Origin of the sequence: Leucobacter chironomi DSM 19883 (genome assembly GCF_000421845.1) — a bacterium.
GTDB lineage: Bacteria > Actinomycetota > Actinomycetes > Actinomycetales > Microbacteriaceae > Leucobacter > Leucobacter chironomi.
Window position 1 is genome coordinate 263781 of the sequence record NZ_ATXU01000001.1, and the last position, 14181, is coordinate 277961.

Annotated in this window: 11 protein-coding genes; 6 read left to right on the forward strand and 5 right to left on the reverse strand. The window is 69.8% G+C overall.

Annotated elements, in window-relative coordinates; all coding sequences use genetic code 11:
• The first annotated feature begins 123 nt into the window (after positions 1 to 123).
• From H629_RS0101110 to H629_RS0101120, 3 genes are read left to right on the forward strand one after another with little or no spacing between them, the layout of a single operon-like run.
• Positions 124 to 1092 carry an ABC transporter permease gene (locus H629_RS0101110; RefSeq protein ID WP_024355516.1) on the forward strand — a complete coding sequence of 323 codons (969 nt, stop codon included), beginning with the start codon at positions 124 to 126 and terminating at the stop codon, positions 1090 to 1092.
• Positions 1089 to 1955 (forward strand): ABC transporter permease, encoded by an 867-nt coding sequence (locus H629_RS0101115; protein ID WP_024355517.1) that lies wholly within the window; start codon positions 1089 to 1091, stop codon positions 1953 to 1955. The genes H629_RS0101110 and H629_RS0101115 overlap by 4 nt, the downstream gene beginning before the upstream one ends.
• A complete protein-coding gene (locus H629_RS0101120) occupies positions 1948 to 3513 on the forward strand; it encodes an ATP-binding cassette domain-containing protein (RefSeq protein WP_240470985.1) in 1566 nt (521 codons plus the stop codon). Before H629_RS0101115 ends, H629_RS0101120 begins: the two co-directional genes overlap by 8 nt.
• A gap of 177 nt (positions 3514 to 3690) precedes the next feature.
• Here the strand turns inward: H629_RS0101120 and H629_RS0101125 are convergent, their stop codons facing one another.
• Entirely contained in the window at positions 3691 to 4269 is a 579-nt protein-coding gene (locus H629_RS0101125; RefSeq protein ID WP_036084041.1) for a MarR family winged helix-turn-helix transcriptional regulator, read from the reverse strand.
• A 105-nt stretch (positions 4270 to 4374) separates the two neighbouring features.
• On the opposite strand from H629_RS0101125, the gene H629_RS0101130 reads away from it, so the two are divergent.
• Both H629_RS0101130 and H629_RS0101135 read left to right on the forward strand, forming a co-directional pair.
• On the forward strand, positions 4375 to 4953 hold the full coding sequence (locus H629_RS0101130; protein ID WP_024355520.1) for an NADPH-dependent F420 reductase: 579 nt from the start codon (positions 4375 to 4377) through the stop codon (positions 4951 to 4953).
• 56 nt (positions 4954 to 5009) lie between these two features.
• Entirely contained in the window at positions 5010 to 5924 is a 915-nt protein-coding gene (locus tag H629_RS0101135; RefSeq protein ID WP_024355521.1) for a VOC family protein, read from the forward strand.
• Between the two features lie 156 nt (positions 5925 to 6080).
• On the opposite strand, the gene H629_RS0101140 is transcribed toward H629_RS0101135, so the two are convergent.
• The gene (locus H629_RS0101140) at positions 6081 to 7181 is read right to left on the reverse strand and encodes a carboxylate-amine ligase (protein WP_024355522.1); all 1101 of its coding nucleotides are present in this window, start codon (positions 7179 to 7181) and stop codon (positions 6081 to 6083) included.
• Between the two features lie 175 nt (positions 7182 to 7356).
• Positions 7357 to 9648 (reverse strand): bifunctional alpha,alpha-trehalose-phosphate synthase (UDP-forming)/trehalose-phosphatase, encoded by a 2292-nt coding sequence (locus H629_RS0101145; protein ID WP_024355523.1) that lies wholly within the window; start codon positions 9646 to 9648, stop codon positions 7357 to 7359.
• 171 nt (positions 9649 to 9819) lie between these two features.
• Between H629_RS0101145 and H629_RS14365 the strand changes: the two genes are divergently transcribed.
• Complete coding sequence (locus H629_RS14365; RefSeq protein WP_024355524.1) at positions 9820 to 10461, forward strand: TetR/AcrR family transcriptional regulator; 642 nt, start codon at positions 9820 to 9822, stop codon at positions 10459 to 10461.
• 122 nt (positions 10462 to 10583) lie between these two features.
• On the opposite strand, the gene H629_RS0101155 is transcribed toward H629_RS14365, so the two are convergent.
• Positions 10584 to 12212, reverse strand: a complete 1629-nt coding sequence (locus H629_RS0101155) for a SpaH/EbpB family LPXTG-anchored major pilin (RefSeq protein ID WP_161607961.1) — start codon at positions 12210 to 12212, stop codon at positions 10584 to 10586.
• 428 nt (positions 12213 to 12640) lie between these two features.
• Positions 12641 to 14128, reverse strand: a complete 1488-nt coding sequence (locus H629_RS0101160) for a hypothetical protein (protein ID WP_152485613.1) — start codon at positions 14126 to 14128, stop codon at positions 12641 to 12643.
• Between the last annotated feature and the right edge of the window lie 53 nt (positions 14129 to 14181).

The following is a 14181-nucleotide window of genomic DNA, read 5'->3' on the forward strand; positions in this document are numbered from 1 at the left end:
GCTCGACTGAGGCGGAACCGGCAGAATAGGGCGTACGCGAGTGCGCGGCGTTCGCCCCTGATGCGCCGACGCGCATCAGGGGCGAACCGCGCGCACCGCTTCGATTGAGGGGCAGCAGTTCACGTGACAGCCAGACGGATCGCGCGCGCGGTCGCGACGCGGATCGGCTCAGCCCTGCTCGTGGTCTGGTTGACGGCCACCGTGGTGTTCTTCGCGCTGCGACTCTCGGGCGACCCGCTCGAGGCGATCATGGGCGGTCCCGGTTCGCAGGCGGGCGCCGAGGCGACGGAGCGGGCGCGGGAGGCCTACGGGCTCGACCGCCCGCTCGTCGTGCAGTATCTCGCGCAGCTCTGGAACACCGTCACCCTGCAGTTCGGCGATTCCTACTCCCGGAAGCAGCCGGTGGCCGAACTGCTCGCCGCGAACCTGCCGCCGACGCTGCTCATCGCGACGCTCGCGCTGCTGCTCGCCTGGGTGCTCGTGGTGATCGGCGCGCTCGTCGTCGCGGTCGCCGGTCACGGCCGCGCCGGCCGCGCGATCCGGTCCGCGCTGGCCGGCATCGAGACGGTGGCGTCGGTGGCGCCGCAGTTCTTCGTGGGCGCCGTGCTGATCCTCGTCTTCGCGAGCGGGCTCGGCCTGCTGCCCGCCACCAGCGGTTCGACGCCCGCGGGGCTCGTGCTGCCCGTGGTGACGCTCGCGGTGCCGATCGCGGGCTACCTTGCGCACGTGCTGCAGGGCTCGCTCATCGAGGCCGACGACGCTCCCTTCGCCGTCACGGCGCGCTCGCGGGGCGCGTCGGAGGCCCGCGTGCTACTGCGCCACACGCTGCGCCACGCCGCACTGCCGGCGCTCGCGTTGTCCGGCTGGGCGTACGGATCGCTGCTGAGCGGTGCCGTGGTCGTGGAGGCGCTCTTCGCACGACAGGGCATCGGGCGGATGCTGCTCGAAGCGGCCACTGTGCGCGACGTGCCCGTGGTGATCGGGGCGGTCGTGGTGATCGCGCTGCTGTACGTGGCGATCATGCTGCTCTCGGACCTGCTCGAGCAGCTCGTCGATCCGCGGCTGCGCCGCCGGGGGGTGATCCCCGCATGAGGGCGCTGCGGATCGGCGGGAGCCGGCGCGGCACCGCGTTCTGGCGCGGTGCCGGCTTCGATGCTGCCCGGAGTTTCGGATGGTCGGGATGGATCAGCGCGGCGATCCTCGTGGTCGCGCTCATCGCGGTCTGCGCACCGCAGCTGCTGGCCCCCGGTGATCCGCTCGCCGTGCACCCGGCCGACGGTTTCCAGCCTCCCTCGGCGGCGCACCTCTTCGGCACCGACGAGTCGGGCCGCGACCTCTTCACCCGCGTCGTGCACGGAGCCGCCGCCTCGGTGGGCATCGGCCTCGCGGCGACCGGTATCGGCATCGGCGTCGGGGCGGTGCTCGGCTTCGCGGCGGGGCTCGGCCCGCGCTGGCTCGACGGCTCGCTCGGCCGCGTCTTCGAGGTGCTGTTCGCGCTGCCCACGCTCGTGATGGCGCTGCTGTTCATCTCGGTGATGGGTTCCGGCCCCACCGCGTCGATCCTCGCGATCGGCCTCGCCACGATCCCCGGCTACGCGCGGATGCTGCGCGCCCGCGTGCGCGGGATCGCGGCCAGCGGCTATGCGGAGTGGGCGCGCCTGGACGAGGTGGGGCCTGTGCGGGTCTTCGTGCGGCACATCGCCCCGAACTCGCTGTGGCCGCTGGCTTCGGCCGCGACGCTCGGGATCGGCCAGGCCATCGTGTGGGTGTCGGCGCTCGGATTCCTCGGTCTCGGCGCGCTGCCGCCGTCGCCGGAGTGGGGGGCGATGCTGAACGCGGGGCGCGTGTATCTCACGACGGCCTGGTGGATGACGGTGTGCCCGGGTCTCGCGATCGTGCTGGTCGCGGGGGCGCTCACGGTGCTGGGGCGACGATTGGGGGCTGCTCGTGACTAGCTCGATTCAGGCGGGAGGGCGCGCGACGGTCGTGCTCGACGTCGAGGGGCTCTGCGTGACGCTGCGCGGCGGGCGGCGGGCGGCTGTCGACGCACCGGTGCTCGACGGCATCGATCTGCGGGTGTACTCCGGCGAGTGCGTCGCCGTGGTGGGTGAGTCGGGGGCCGGCAAGTCGGTGCTCGCGCGCACGCTGCTCGGGCTCACCCAGGCGGATTCGCGGTGGGCCGTGGGGGCCGACGTCTTCGAGGCGGTCGGACACGATGCGCGCCGCCTGACGCCGCGCCGGTGGCGAGGGCTGCGCGGGCGCTCGGTAGCGCTCGTGCTGCAGGACGCACTGCAGTCGCTCGACCCGCTGCGCACCATCGAAGCCGAGGTCGGCGAGGCACTGGCGGTGCGCGGGATCGGCCGCCGCGAGCGACGGGCCGCCGTGATCCGCGCACTGGAGGCGGCCGGCCTCCCCGACGCCGCATCGCGCCTGCGGCAGCGGTCGAGCGAACTGTCGGGCGGGATGCGGCAGCGCGCGCTCATCGCCTCCGCGCTGGTGCACGAGCCCGCGCTGCTCGTCGCCGATGAGCCGACCACCGCGCTCGACGCCACAACGGCCTCGCGCGTGCTGGGCCTCTTCGACGAGGTGAGACGGCGTGGCACGGCGATCCTGCTCATCAGCCACGATCTCGCGAGCGTCGCCCGCGTCGCCGACCGCATCGTCGTGCTCGACCGGGGTCGCGTCGTCGAGCAGGGCGACGCCCAGCAGATCCTGCACCGGCCCGCCCACTCCGTCACCCGCGCGCTCGTCGCCGCGATCCCGCGCGGCCCGAGACCGGGGGCGGCGAGCCGTGCCGCCTCCCCGGCCCTCGAGTCCCCCGTGCTGCTCGCACTGCGCGGGGCCGCCCGTCGCTTCCCGGCTCCCGCCGGCGGCAGCGCCGGCCTCCACGGGACCGATCTGGTGCTGCGACGGGGCGAGGCGGTGGGCGTGGTCGGCGAGTCCGGCGCGGGCAAGAGCACGCTCGCGCGCCTCCTCGTAGGTGCCGAACAGCCGGATGCGGGCACGGTCGAGCGCGTCGATCCCGGGTGCCGCGTGCGGCTGATCCCGCAGGATCCGCTCGCCACCTTCGATCCGCGCTGGCGGGTCGAGCGGATCCTGGCGGCCTCACTGCGCGATCTCGCTCGCTCCCCCGAGGCGCTGCTCGCGCAGGTGGGTCTCGGCCCCGAGTATCTGCGTCGCAGGCCCGCGACGCTCTCGGGCGGTCAGCGCCAGCGCGTCGCGATCGCGCGGGCCCTGGCCGCGGATCCCGATGTGCTCGTGTGCGACGAGCCGGTGTCGGCGCTCGACGTGACCACGCAGGCGGGTATCCTGCAGCTGCTGCGGGAGTTGCAGGAGCGGCGCGGTGTCTCGCTCGTGTTCGTCTCGCACGATCTCGCGGCGGTGCGCACCATCTGCGATCGGGTGCTCATCATGCGCGACGGGCGCGTGGTCGAGTCGGGCGAGACGGAGCGGGTGTTCGCGGATCCGAGCGACCCCTTCACCCGCGAGCTCGTCGCGAGCGCCACCGTCTGAGGCCCCTCCCCGCGTCCAGCCGTGAGCGTCACCTGCGCTCCCTGCCCCGCGCAGCACCCGCCCCCGGTGCGCCCGCAGGTGGCTCAGCTTGGGGCTCAGCTTGGGGCGTGTTTCGGAACAGGTCGAGCCAGGCACACACCCCGTTGAGTACGACCGCGGCCCGGCCTTCGATCGCTCTTATGTCGGTTCGGGATCTGCCGGGCAGTCCGAAGGAACGGGCCCGGGGTCGGCCGAGCAGCTTTCCCCTTCTTCCCCGCGTGCGTTCGGTGCGGGATCGGCCCCGCACTCGCTTTCGGTGACGGCGAAGCGTCGGTCTGGATCGAGCTGGGTGAGAATCCCGAACGAGACATCTGCGATCCGAGCGGCGCCTTCTTCTCCGAGGCCGGCGAACACGAGCGACTTCACCGCGTCGCTGTAGAGCGGCAAAGCGCGCCGATAGACCGCGACCCCGTCCATCGACAGGGTTGCGTTCGTCGCCCGCCGGTCTGCCGCGCAGACCGATCGAACCACGAGCCCTTTTCGTTCCAGACTGTCGACCACTCGGGACAGACGCGGAAGGGTTGCGTTCGTACGCGCGGCAAGGGCGCTCAGCCGCAACGTATGGGAGTCGGCCTCGTAGAGCGCTTCGAGGAGCGTGAACTCGAACGATGTGACTCCCGCACCGCCCATTCGGCGGTCCAGTTCTGTGGGCAGCAGTTCGAGCATCGCTCGCAAACGCGCGATGGCAACACGCTCCTGCTGGTTCAGTCGGCTCATGTCATCCACTCTAACTTTAGTTGTAGACGCAAGCAATTCATGTTAGTTTCATCTACAAGTAATCTTTCGGCGTCACCATACGCCACCAACAGGAAGGAACGAATCATGACCAGCTACACGATCATCGGCACAGGAAACATGGGATCAGCGATCGGCGGTGTTCTGGCCGCCGGTGGCGCCAGCGTGTCGCACCTCTCGCGCGAGCAGCTTCAGAGCGAGGGCATCTCGGGTGACGTGGTCGTGCTTGCCGTACCGTACCCGGCGGTCGAGGGCATCCTCGCGGCGCACGAGGAGCAGCTCGCGGGAAAGACGGTGGTGGACATCACCAATCCGCTGAACTTCGAGACCTTCGACTCTCTGGTGGTGCCGCAGGGCAGCTCGGCGACGGCAGAGATCCAGGCGCGGCTTCCCCAGAGCAAGGTGCTCAAGGCGTTCAACACCAACTTCGCGGCGACCCTTGCGAGCAAGCAGGTCGGCGGCGCGACCACCACGGTCCTGATCGCGGGCGATGACACGCAGGCGAAGGCTCAGCTCGCCGGGGCGATCGTCGCGGGCGGGCTGGCCGCCATCGATGCCGGTTCGCTCAGCCGTGCACACGAGCTGGAGGCGCTCGGCTTCCTCCAGCTCACGCTCGCTGCGAGCGAGAAGATCTCCTGGACCGGCGGCTTCGCTATCGCGAAGTAACACCCCCACTTTGATGTCGGGGTGCCCCACGGCACCCCGACAAGACAGGAAGCATCATGAGCACCTCGACACACGACGAGATACTGAACGCGCAGACGACCATGGGTCCGGTCACGCTCCGCGTCGGTGACATGCAGATCATGTCCGACTACTATTCCGGCGCCTTCGCGCTCGAGCCCCTCGAAGAGGCGGCCCAGGGCAACGAGACGCATCGCGTGCTCGGTCGCGGGCAGACCCCGTTCGTTCGGTTGATCCACACACCGGACCTTCCCGCGGTCGATCCGCGTCAGGCCGGCTTGTTCCACACGGCCTTCCTCTTCGAGGACGCCGCGAGTCTCGCGGCGACGGCCTACCGCGCAGCGCAGGATCGCCGCGGCACCTTCACCGGCTCGAGCGATCACCTCGTGAGCGAGGCGTTCTACTTCACCGACCCGGAGGGCAACGGGGTGGAGCTCTACACGGATCGTCCACGAGAGCAATGGACACGAGTCGACGGCGAGATCCAGATGGACACCATCTTCCTCGACCCCAACGCCTTCCTTCGCGAGCACCTCAGCCCGGAGGCAGCCGCTGCCGCACCCACCCAGGCAGGCACCGTCGGACACGTCCACCTTCAAGTCGGTGATCTCGCAACCGCACGAGCGTTCTACATCGACACCCTCGGGTTCGAGATCACCCAGAGTCGATATCCCGGAGCACTCTTCGCCTCAGCCGGCGGATACCACCACCACATCGCCATGAACACCTGGAACAGCCACGGTGCCGGGCCCCGCGCGGCACAGCTCGGGCTGGCCGACGTCTCGATCACCGTACCCGACCGGTCGGAACTCGATGCTGTTGCAGAACGCCTCCGCCGCCACAAGATCGGTTTCGCCTCCGACGGCAGAACGCTCGCGCTCGATGATCCATGGGGCACACGAGTCACCCTCGCGATACCCGGAGTCGCGACAGACGAACTGATAGCCCGCTAAGGCGTGTCTCGGAAGCGCTCTTGAGGGGAGCTGGGATCGTGGATGTCTGTCACGATTTCAGCTCCTCATGACAAACTCGCGATCGTGTACCGGGCCGCGGTCGTGCTCAACGGGGTGTTCACCCGGCTCAAGCTGTTCCGAAACACGCCCCGAGGGTCAGCCTGCGCCGGAGCTCTCGCGGTAGAGGCTGATCAAGCCGGCGAGGCCATCCGCCTCGAAGCGTTCGAGCTGGCGGCGGGCGGGGCCGCCCGTACGGCGCAACCGGTCGCAGTAGCGGATCACCCGGTCGAGGTCGTCGGTGCGACGCAGCTCGGACTCGACCGAGCCGACCATGCGTTCGAGCGTGTCGAAGGCCGGCTCCGCACGCGCGGTGATCGGATCGATGAGATCGGCTTCGAGGCCGTCGCGCGCCGCCATCCAGATCGCACCGTTCACGAGGCCGGCCGCGGCCTGCGGCCTCGGCTTCCCGGCCTCCGCATCGCGCAGCGCCCGGTCCACGAGCGCCCGCACCAGCACGGCGAAGCAGACCGCGTCCTCCGCGTCCAGCTGTGCATCCGCGATGCGCAGCTCCATCGTGGGGAAGTTCTGCGAGAGCCGCGCGAGCCACGTCACCACGCCCGAGTCGAGCAGCACCCCGCTGCCGACCAACTGCTCCACCGCGTGCGCGTAGTCGTCGCCGCTCGCGAACTCCGGCGGGAATCCGGCCACCGGCCACGACATGTTCATGACGTGCCGCCAGCTCGCGAACCCCGTCGGCTCGCCGCACCAGAGCGGCGAGTTCGCGGTCATCGCGAGCAGCGCCGGAGCCCACGGGGCGAGCCTCGAAAGCACCTCCACACCCGCGTCGGGCGACGGGATCTCGACGTGCACGTGCGTCCCGGTGACATACTGGTAGGTCGCCGCGTTGCGCAGCTGCGCGCCGAGCTCGCGGTAGCGCGACTTCGGCGTGACCGTGCCCGCCTCGTCGCCGCCGACGGGCGGCAGGCCGCTGCCCGCCAGCACGATGCCGCGATCCGCGGCCTCTCGCGACAGTGCGCTGCGGAACTCCGTGAGCGTGTCGAGCGCCTCCTCGGCGGTGCGGCACACGGGGGTGGCGGTCTCGAGCTGGCTCGAGAAGAACTCGCGCTCGGCGGGCGCAACCGAGCGCGGGGCCGAGCGCACGAGCTCGGCTGCCAGATCGGTCGGGGTGCCCTGCCCGGCGTCGAGCAGCAGGTATTCCTCCTCCACCCCGAAACTGCGGAACTCGTCGGCTGCCATGTCGCCCTCCTTCGATCTCGGCCGGGCAGCGCAGTGCACCCGGCTTGGGTTCGAGCGTAGGGGCTGCGGGGAATCCGTGTCACCGGGGTTGATTTCGCAGGCGCGCACCCGATACGCGCAGCCGATAGGCGCACCTTATAAGCGCAGCCGCGAACGGCCTCGAACGGCGCTGCGGCTACTCGGAGCCGATGACGACGCCGGTGCGCAGCTCTGCGAGCAGGGCCAGCACCGCCGTGGCGGTCTCAGGGTCCGGCACCCGCTCCACGGCGGCCGTCGCCCCGTCCCCGACTTTGATGCCGAGGTCGTCGGGGCCGAGCGAGGCGAACACGTCCTCGTCGGTGACGTCGTCGCCGAGGAACAGCACGGGCGCGGCGGGGAGGGCCGCGCGGATGCTGCGCAGCACCGATCCCTTGTTCGAGTCCCGCACGGAGATTTCCCGCACCTGCTTGCCCTCGCGCACGTGCATCTCCGCGGCGAGCCCGAGCTCCACCGCCGCGGCCAGCAGCTCGTCCGCCTGCTCGGCGTCGGGCACCTGCCGCGTGTGCACCGCGATCCCGAACGGCTTGCGCTCCAGCCGCACCCCGGGCTCGCCGCCGAGCACCCGCTCGAAGCGGCGCACCACGCGCTGCAGCCGCTCGTCCTCCTCGCCGGTGAGCGGGCTGCCGAGCGGCGGGGCGTCCCCGGACACGACGCTCACGTCGAGCCCGGTCAGCTCGGAGCCGTGCGAGCCGGACACGATCCAGCCCTCGCTCTGCAGCCCCGTCTCGGCGAGGCCCGCCAGCGAGCGTCCCGTCAGCACGGCCACGTAGGTGTCCGGCGCGCTGCGCAGCACTTCGAGCGCCTGCCGCGCGCGAGGCAGGATCCGCGCATCTTGCGGGCGGGGCACGATGGGCGCGAGCGTGCCGTCGAAGTCGCTCGCCACGATGAGCTGCGGCAGCGCCGCGAGGCGGCGCACCCGGTCGTCGATGCTGCGCGGCACGAACGCAGTGCTGACCTGGATCGGCTCGGTGCGCTCGCCCGTGCGGCTCGGGCGCTGCGCCTCGGCGGCGGCGCGGACCGCTCCGAGGTATCCCGTCGCCCAGTGGGCCACGTCGTTGTCGTAGACGGTGCGTCGCAGCGAGCGCATCCGTCGGCGCTGCTCCTCGCGGGGCATGTGCACGGCGCGCACCACGGCCGCCTTCAATCCCTCGATGTCGTGCGGGTTGACGAGCAGCGCGTCGCGCAGCTCGTCTGCGGCGCCCGCGAATTCGCTCAGCACCAGCACGCCCTGCTCGTCGGTGCGGCAGGCCACGTACTCCTTCGCCACGAGGTTCATGCCGTCGCGCAGCGGGGTGACGAGCAGCACGTCGGCGGCCAGGTAGAGCGCCACCATCTCGTCGCGTGTGTAACCGCGGTGCAGGTAGACGAGGGGGGCGTGGCCGATCGAGCCGTGCTCGCCATTGATGCGGCCGGCCGTGAGCTCGACCTCGTCGCGCAGCTGCCGGTAGGCGTCGACCCGTTCCCGGCTGGGGCTCGCGACCTGCACCAGCACGACGTCGTCGGCGTCGATCTCGCCGTCGCCGAGCAGCTCGTCGAAGGCTTTCAGCCGGTGGCGGATCCCCTTGGTGTAGTCGAGCCGGTCGACGCCGAGCATCACCGTCTTCGGGTTGCCGAGCTCCGCTCGGATCTGGCGGGAGCGCTCCTGCACCTCGGGCCGCGCGGCGACCTCGGCGAAGGCCGCCGCGTCGATGGAGATGGGGAACTCCTGCGCGAGCACCGTGCGGGAGTGCTGCTCCGCGGTGCCGGGCACCACGATGGTGTTGCCGAGGGCCGGCACTCGGGTGAAGCGCTCGGCGGTCATGCGGAACGCCACCGCGTCGGTGACCTGCTGGAAGCCGATCACGTCGGCGCCGAGCAGTCCTTCGACCACGCGCTTGCGCCAGGGCAGCTGCGCGAAGAGCCGGCTCGGGGGGAACGGGATGTGCAGGAAGAACGCGATGGTGAGGTCGGGTCGCAGTTCGCGCAGCATCGCGGGCACGAGCTGCAGCTGGTAGTCGTGCACCCAGACGATCGCGCCCTGCGCGGCGTGCTGCGCGACGCGTTCGGCGAAGCGCTGGTTCACCCGCTGGTAGCGGTCCCACCACACGCGGTGGAAGTCGGGGCGGGCGATCACGTCGTGGTACAGCGGCCACAGCGTGCCGTTCGAGAAGCCCTCGTAGTAGAGTTCGACGTCGTCCTCGCTGAGTTCGACGGGTGCGAGCCGCATCGATCCGATCTCGAAGGGGTCGAGGGTCTCGTCGGCCGCCCCGACCCACCCCACCCAGAGGCAGCCGAGCTGCTCCACGATCGGCGCGACGGCGGTCACGAGGCCTCCCGGCGAGGTGCGCCAGGAGGTGGATCCGTCGGCTTCGACGACTCGGTCCACCGGCAGCCGATTCGACACCATGACGAGCTCGCGTCCGCCCGTCATGTCCTGCATCTCGGTCATGGCACCCCCTTGCGATTCTCTGTTCGCAGTCTACCGAGGGCGGGGCTCGCGCCGCTGCCCATTGCGGCTCAGGAGCGCGCGGTGCTAAGCGGAGGACAGTGGCGCCTCAGCGCGCGTATTGCACGCTCTGCAAATGTGCACATCGCTACCCCGGTGCGTAGAGTTGGGGTCATGCCCGCCGCAGCCGACCCCCGCCCCGGAACCCGCCAGGACCGCCGGAAGGCCGCGACGCGCGCCAAGATCCTCGACGCCGCAGAGCGGCTGTTCGATGAGCGCGGCTACGCCGATACCTCGATCGAGGACATCTCGGAGCTCGCCGATGTCGCGGTGCGCACGATCTACATGCACTTCCCCACGAAGGCGGCGATCATGCTCGCCTACTTCGACGGCTGGGTCGAGGCGTTCGTCGGCGAGGTGAAGCGGCGCCCCCTCGACGAGCCGGTGGTCGAGTCGGTGCGGGAAGCCCTGGCGGCGATGGCCGAGGCGGGCTGGGTGGATCGCGTCGAGAACGAGGCGGTGCGCGTGCACCCGATCGCCGAGCATCTCGCGAGCGGCGCCCCCGACATCGCGGGTCACATCCTGCAGCGCTGGATGCGCGAGATGGAGGAGATCGCGGCCGATGCGCGGGATCGCGGCGCCTACGAGCCGGGGTCGCTCGAACCGCAGGCGCGCGCGACCGCGGTCTTCGCCTCGTGGATCGCGGCGATGTCGGTGGCCCGGCAGCGCGCGATGAACGACGAGCGCGTCACGATCGAGCAGGTCGACAGCGGCGGGCTCGGTGTGCTGGCCCACATCACCGGCGGATCGCTGTAATCCTGGCGGGCTCGCGTTCTGCGGCCCGTCGAAGCCCTGGCGTCATAACTTTGCCCTCGCGGGTGCTGCGCTATCGGTGAGCAGTGCAGCACCCGCGAGGGCGATTCGGGCGTGGTGGCGGGCTAGGCCGCGGTGGCGGTGTCGGCGGCCTGTTCCTGCTGCTTCTTGCGGCGGCCGAAGATCGCGAAGAGCACGCCGCCGGCGATGAGGATCGCTCCCCCGATACCGATCGCGGCCATGCCCGCCCCACCGAGGACCGGGAGGGCGCCCGCCTGGCGCATCTGGTTCGGCACGTTCACCGCGGCAGCACCCGTCGGGGTGTCACCCGGGGTGACGGTGAACTCGATCGGAGTGGTCGACGCGACGTAGCCCGCCGGCGCCTTCGTCTCCACCGCCCAGTACGTGATGCCCGCCTGCGACGCCTTGAGACCCGGGATCGTCACAACGCCCGTGTCGTCAGTGGTGAAGGTCGACTGAACCGGTTCGGAGCAACGTGGCGCCATGTCGCTATTGGTGATCCAGGGATCCTCACAGAACTCGAGCGCTCCGGTCACGGTCTGCCCGGCGGCGAGTTGCGCGGCGGCCGCATTCGCGGCGGCTTCGGTGGCGAACACCTGGAAGCCTGCACCCGCGAGCACCTTCGTCGCGTCACCCGCGGCGTGCTTCGTGAGGAGCGCTTTCCCCCAGAGCGTCTCAGCCCGGACGTTCAGCATGTTGGGATCGCCCATAGCGCAGACGCCGGGATTGCCAGTGTTCACGCACACCGTCGCCACGTTCTCAATCACGCCATTGCCAGGGATCTTCTTCACGACTGATGCGTAAACGATGCGGATCACGGAACCGGGGCCCGCAGTGTTCACCTTTGCCAGACCAGACGTCGTCAGATTCCACACCGTGCCGCCAGTCGATGGCGAAAAGTAGTCGTTGTAGTCGAGTTCCGTCTCGACGCCACCGGGCGTGATGACAGTGATCGACTGGGGCAGCATGAGTCCCGGGGGAAGATCATACGTGCCCTGGAAGAACTCGCCATCGTTGTCGGCCCAGGTGAAGTCGACAACCGTATAGCCGGGGGTGTTGGGGATCTGGGTCGAGATCGCCCAAGTGAACTTCTCTCCCATGGCGTACGCGCTGGCATCGTCGACGGTCTTCACCGCGTACGGCTCGTCCCCGAGGGTGTTCTTCGGGTACGCGTGCACGTCGTACCGGAACACCCCCGGCTCCGTCGTCGGCATGGGCAGGGTCACGAGGAAGGGCTGTGCCGGGGTGTCGATCGAGTTGCCGCCGAAGTCGGTCTCGGTGACGTAGAACAGGCCCACCGGGAGCGTGTCGAACACGGCCAGACCGCCGTTCGCGGTCGTTTCGGCGACCGGTGCCCCCAGGGTCGCAGTCAGCGGATCGAACGGAGTCGTGCCGTTCAGATACGGCTGGATCGTCGCCCACCCGGCGTCGGTGGTGAGATCGATCGGAGTGCCACCGATCTGGGTGACCTGTTCGACGGTGAACTCGACCCCGTTGATCGGGAGGGCGTCGACGGGCAGGCTGCCCGGAGCGAGCTCGGAGCCGTCGCCCGCAACACCCGGGGTCGCGGGCTGAGAGAGCTTGTGGATCGTGAGCGACCGGGGCAGGTTCGGGTCGATGTTCGACGGCGCAGCCTGGGCCGCGCTGACCGCGACGCCCATCAGCGCGGTCGCACCCAACGCGACCGCCGCCACCGCGGCAGACAGCCGCCTCCCGTACCGCGGCGCGCTCACCGGCGCACTCCGAACGTCATCATGCATAGCCGCACTCCCAAGGTCGAACCGACATCGAACCCCCGATGCCGCGTCGCTCCCCTCAACGCACCGATCGACCCCGGGTCTCCTCACCACCATACGCACACGCCAGACGCACTAGGCCCAAACGCATCAGTTTTTCACCCCGTTGCGCCCGATACTTCACCCAGCGCCTCGACTCCCTTCCCGACGACCGCTCGCGATCCACTGCCGACCGCAGCCCCGACCCCGCCCCAACCCACCCGATCCGCCCGCCCCGACCCCACCCGTGCCTCTCCTCAGACCTGAAATCGCAGCTCAGTCGGAGGTATTCGGCGAATACCTCCGACTGAGCTGCGATCCACTTCCTGAGCTGCGCCGCACCGCGACGAACCAGGCCGGGCCAAACTGGGCCGAACCGGGCCGGGTTACTCGTCCGAGCCGTCAGCCTCGTCCGAGCCGTCAGCCTCGACCGGCTCGACGGTGAGCCCGCTCGGCGTCTTCGGGAAACCTCGATCGGGGAAGATGAGCTTCTCGACGGGCTTGCCGTCCTTGCACTTCGTGTCGAAACTGCGCGAGATGCTGCGCACGGCCGACACGGCCTGGCCGCGACCACCGTTCGGGTTCCAGTTCTTCGCGAGCGGGATGTCGAACTGCTGGTTCTTGATGACGTAGATCTTGTCGGGCTTGGTCACCCGCACATCGCCCTCGACATGCACCACGCCGGGCACGACGTAGAAGGCGTGGGTCTTGCCGTACTCCACCCACCCGTTCACCGCGTTCTTGAAGGTGCGCTCCTCCGTGATCACGTGCTCGTAGCTGGCCTCGAGGCTTCCCTTGATGACATCCTTCAGGAAGGTGACCTCCAGGTTCGCCGAGCCGCCGATCGAGTCGCTCCAACCGATCGTGACGGAGTCGGAGAAGCTGTGCTCCTCTTCCTTCTTGGTCGAGCAGTTGGTGTGCGGCGAGCCGTAGAGGTAGGCCTCGTCCTCGGGCAGCTCGCGCACATCCTGCACCGCCGTGCTGTAGTCGCACGCGCTCTTGTTCTTGATGCAGTTGTCTTTGACGAGCTGCTGAGCCTGTGCGATGTCGGTGACGACGACCTCGGGCTTCTGCTTCAGCACGATTCTCGGCTTCGGGTTGTTGCCGTGGCCGTAGCCATCGGGATCATCGGTGTTCTGCCAGCTCTTCTCGCACACGTACTTCGAGTTGAGCACGGGCTTGCCGTCGCCGTTGTTCACGATGTCGCAGCTGACGACGTTGTCGCCCATCAGCGGCACCCGCGCCTTGATGTGCAGCACCTCCGTGGTGTCGCCGATCCGGTACTGCACGTCGACCCAGGCGTCGGGGTCGCCGCCGTGCACTCGGAAGCAGTAGCCGCCCTTCTCTCCCGCGGCCATGGTGTAGAGCGGGCGGTCGTAGGTGCTGCAGCCCTCGGCGTCGCGGGTCTGACTCCACGCGATGCGCTGCAGCGGCGCGGCGGTCTCGACGTCCATGTCCATCTTCGGGGTGACGAAGCCCTTCGGCATGTCCTGCATCACCTCTCGAAGCTTCACGATGTCCTCGGCTTCGGGCGCCGGCGCAGCCTCGGGCTCGCCGTCGCCCTCGACCACGGCGATCGGCACATCGTCGAGGTCGTCCTCGGCGTCTTCGGCAGCGGTCACGACGTGGTCGGGCAGCAGAGCCGAGCCGTCGCCGCCGCCGACCTCCTTGGGGGCGACCAGCGGCTCGAACCCCTCCATGGCGCCGGCCTCGGCGACCTCTTGGGCCGCGGGGGCTTCGGCGACGGGGCTCGTTGCGGTACCGGCCGTGCAGCTCATCAGCGCAAGCGCGAGCACGGCGGTGGCGGCCGCTCCCCCGCACCAGCGCGCGGTTCCACGCCCGACAGCGGGCGCTCGCCAGATTCTTCTCGACATCTCGATTCCTCCGTCACTCGACTGAAATGCAACGGAAAGAGTATTGCACTTCA

Excerpts from the sequence above, each read along its gene's own strand:
- H629_RS0101115 (WP_024355517.1), top strand. The coding sequence starts at position 1,089 with ATGAGGGCGCTGCGGATCGGCGGGAGCCGGCGCGGCACCGCGTTCTGG.
- H629_RS0101125 (WP_036084041.1), bottom strand. The coding sequence starts at position 4,269 with ATGAGCCGACTGAACCAGCAGGAGCGTGTTGCCATCGCGCGTTTGCGA.
- H629_RS0101130 (WP_024355520.1), top strand. The coding sequence starts at position 4,375 with ATGACCAGCTACACGATCATCGGCACAGGAAACATGGGATCAGCGATC.
- H629_RS0101135 (WP_024355521.1), top strand. The coding sequence starts at position 5,010 with ATGAGCACCTCGACACACGACGAGATACTGAACGCGCAGACGACCATG.
- H629_RS0101140 (WP_024355522.1), bottom strand. The coding sequence starts at position 7,181 with ATGGCAGCCGACGAGTTCCGCAGTTTCGGGGTGGAGGAGGAATACCTG.
- H629_RS0101145 (WP_024355523.1), bottom strand. The coding sequence starts at position 9,648 with ATGACCGAGATGCAGGACATGACGGGCGGACGCGAGCTCGTCATGGTG.
- H629_RS14365 (WP_024355524.1), top strand. The coding sequence starts at position 9,820 with ATGCCCGCCGCAGCCGACCCCCGCCCCGGAACCCGCCAGGACCGCCGG.
- H629_RS0101160 (WP_152485613.1), bottom strand. The coding sequence starts at position 14,128 with ATGTCGAGAAGAATCTGGCGAGCGCCCGCTGTCGGGCGTGGAACCGCG.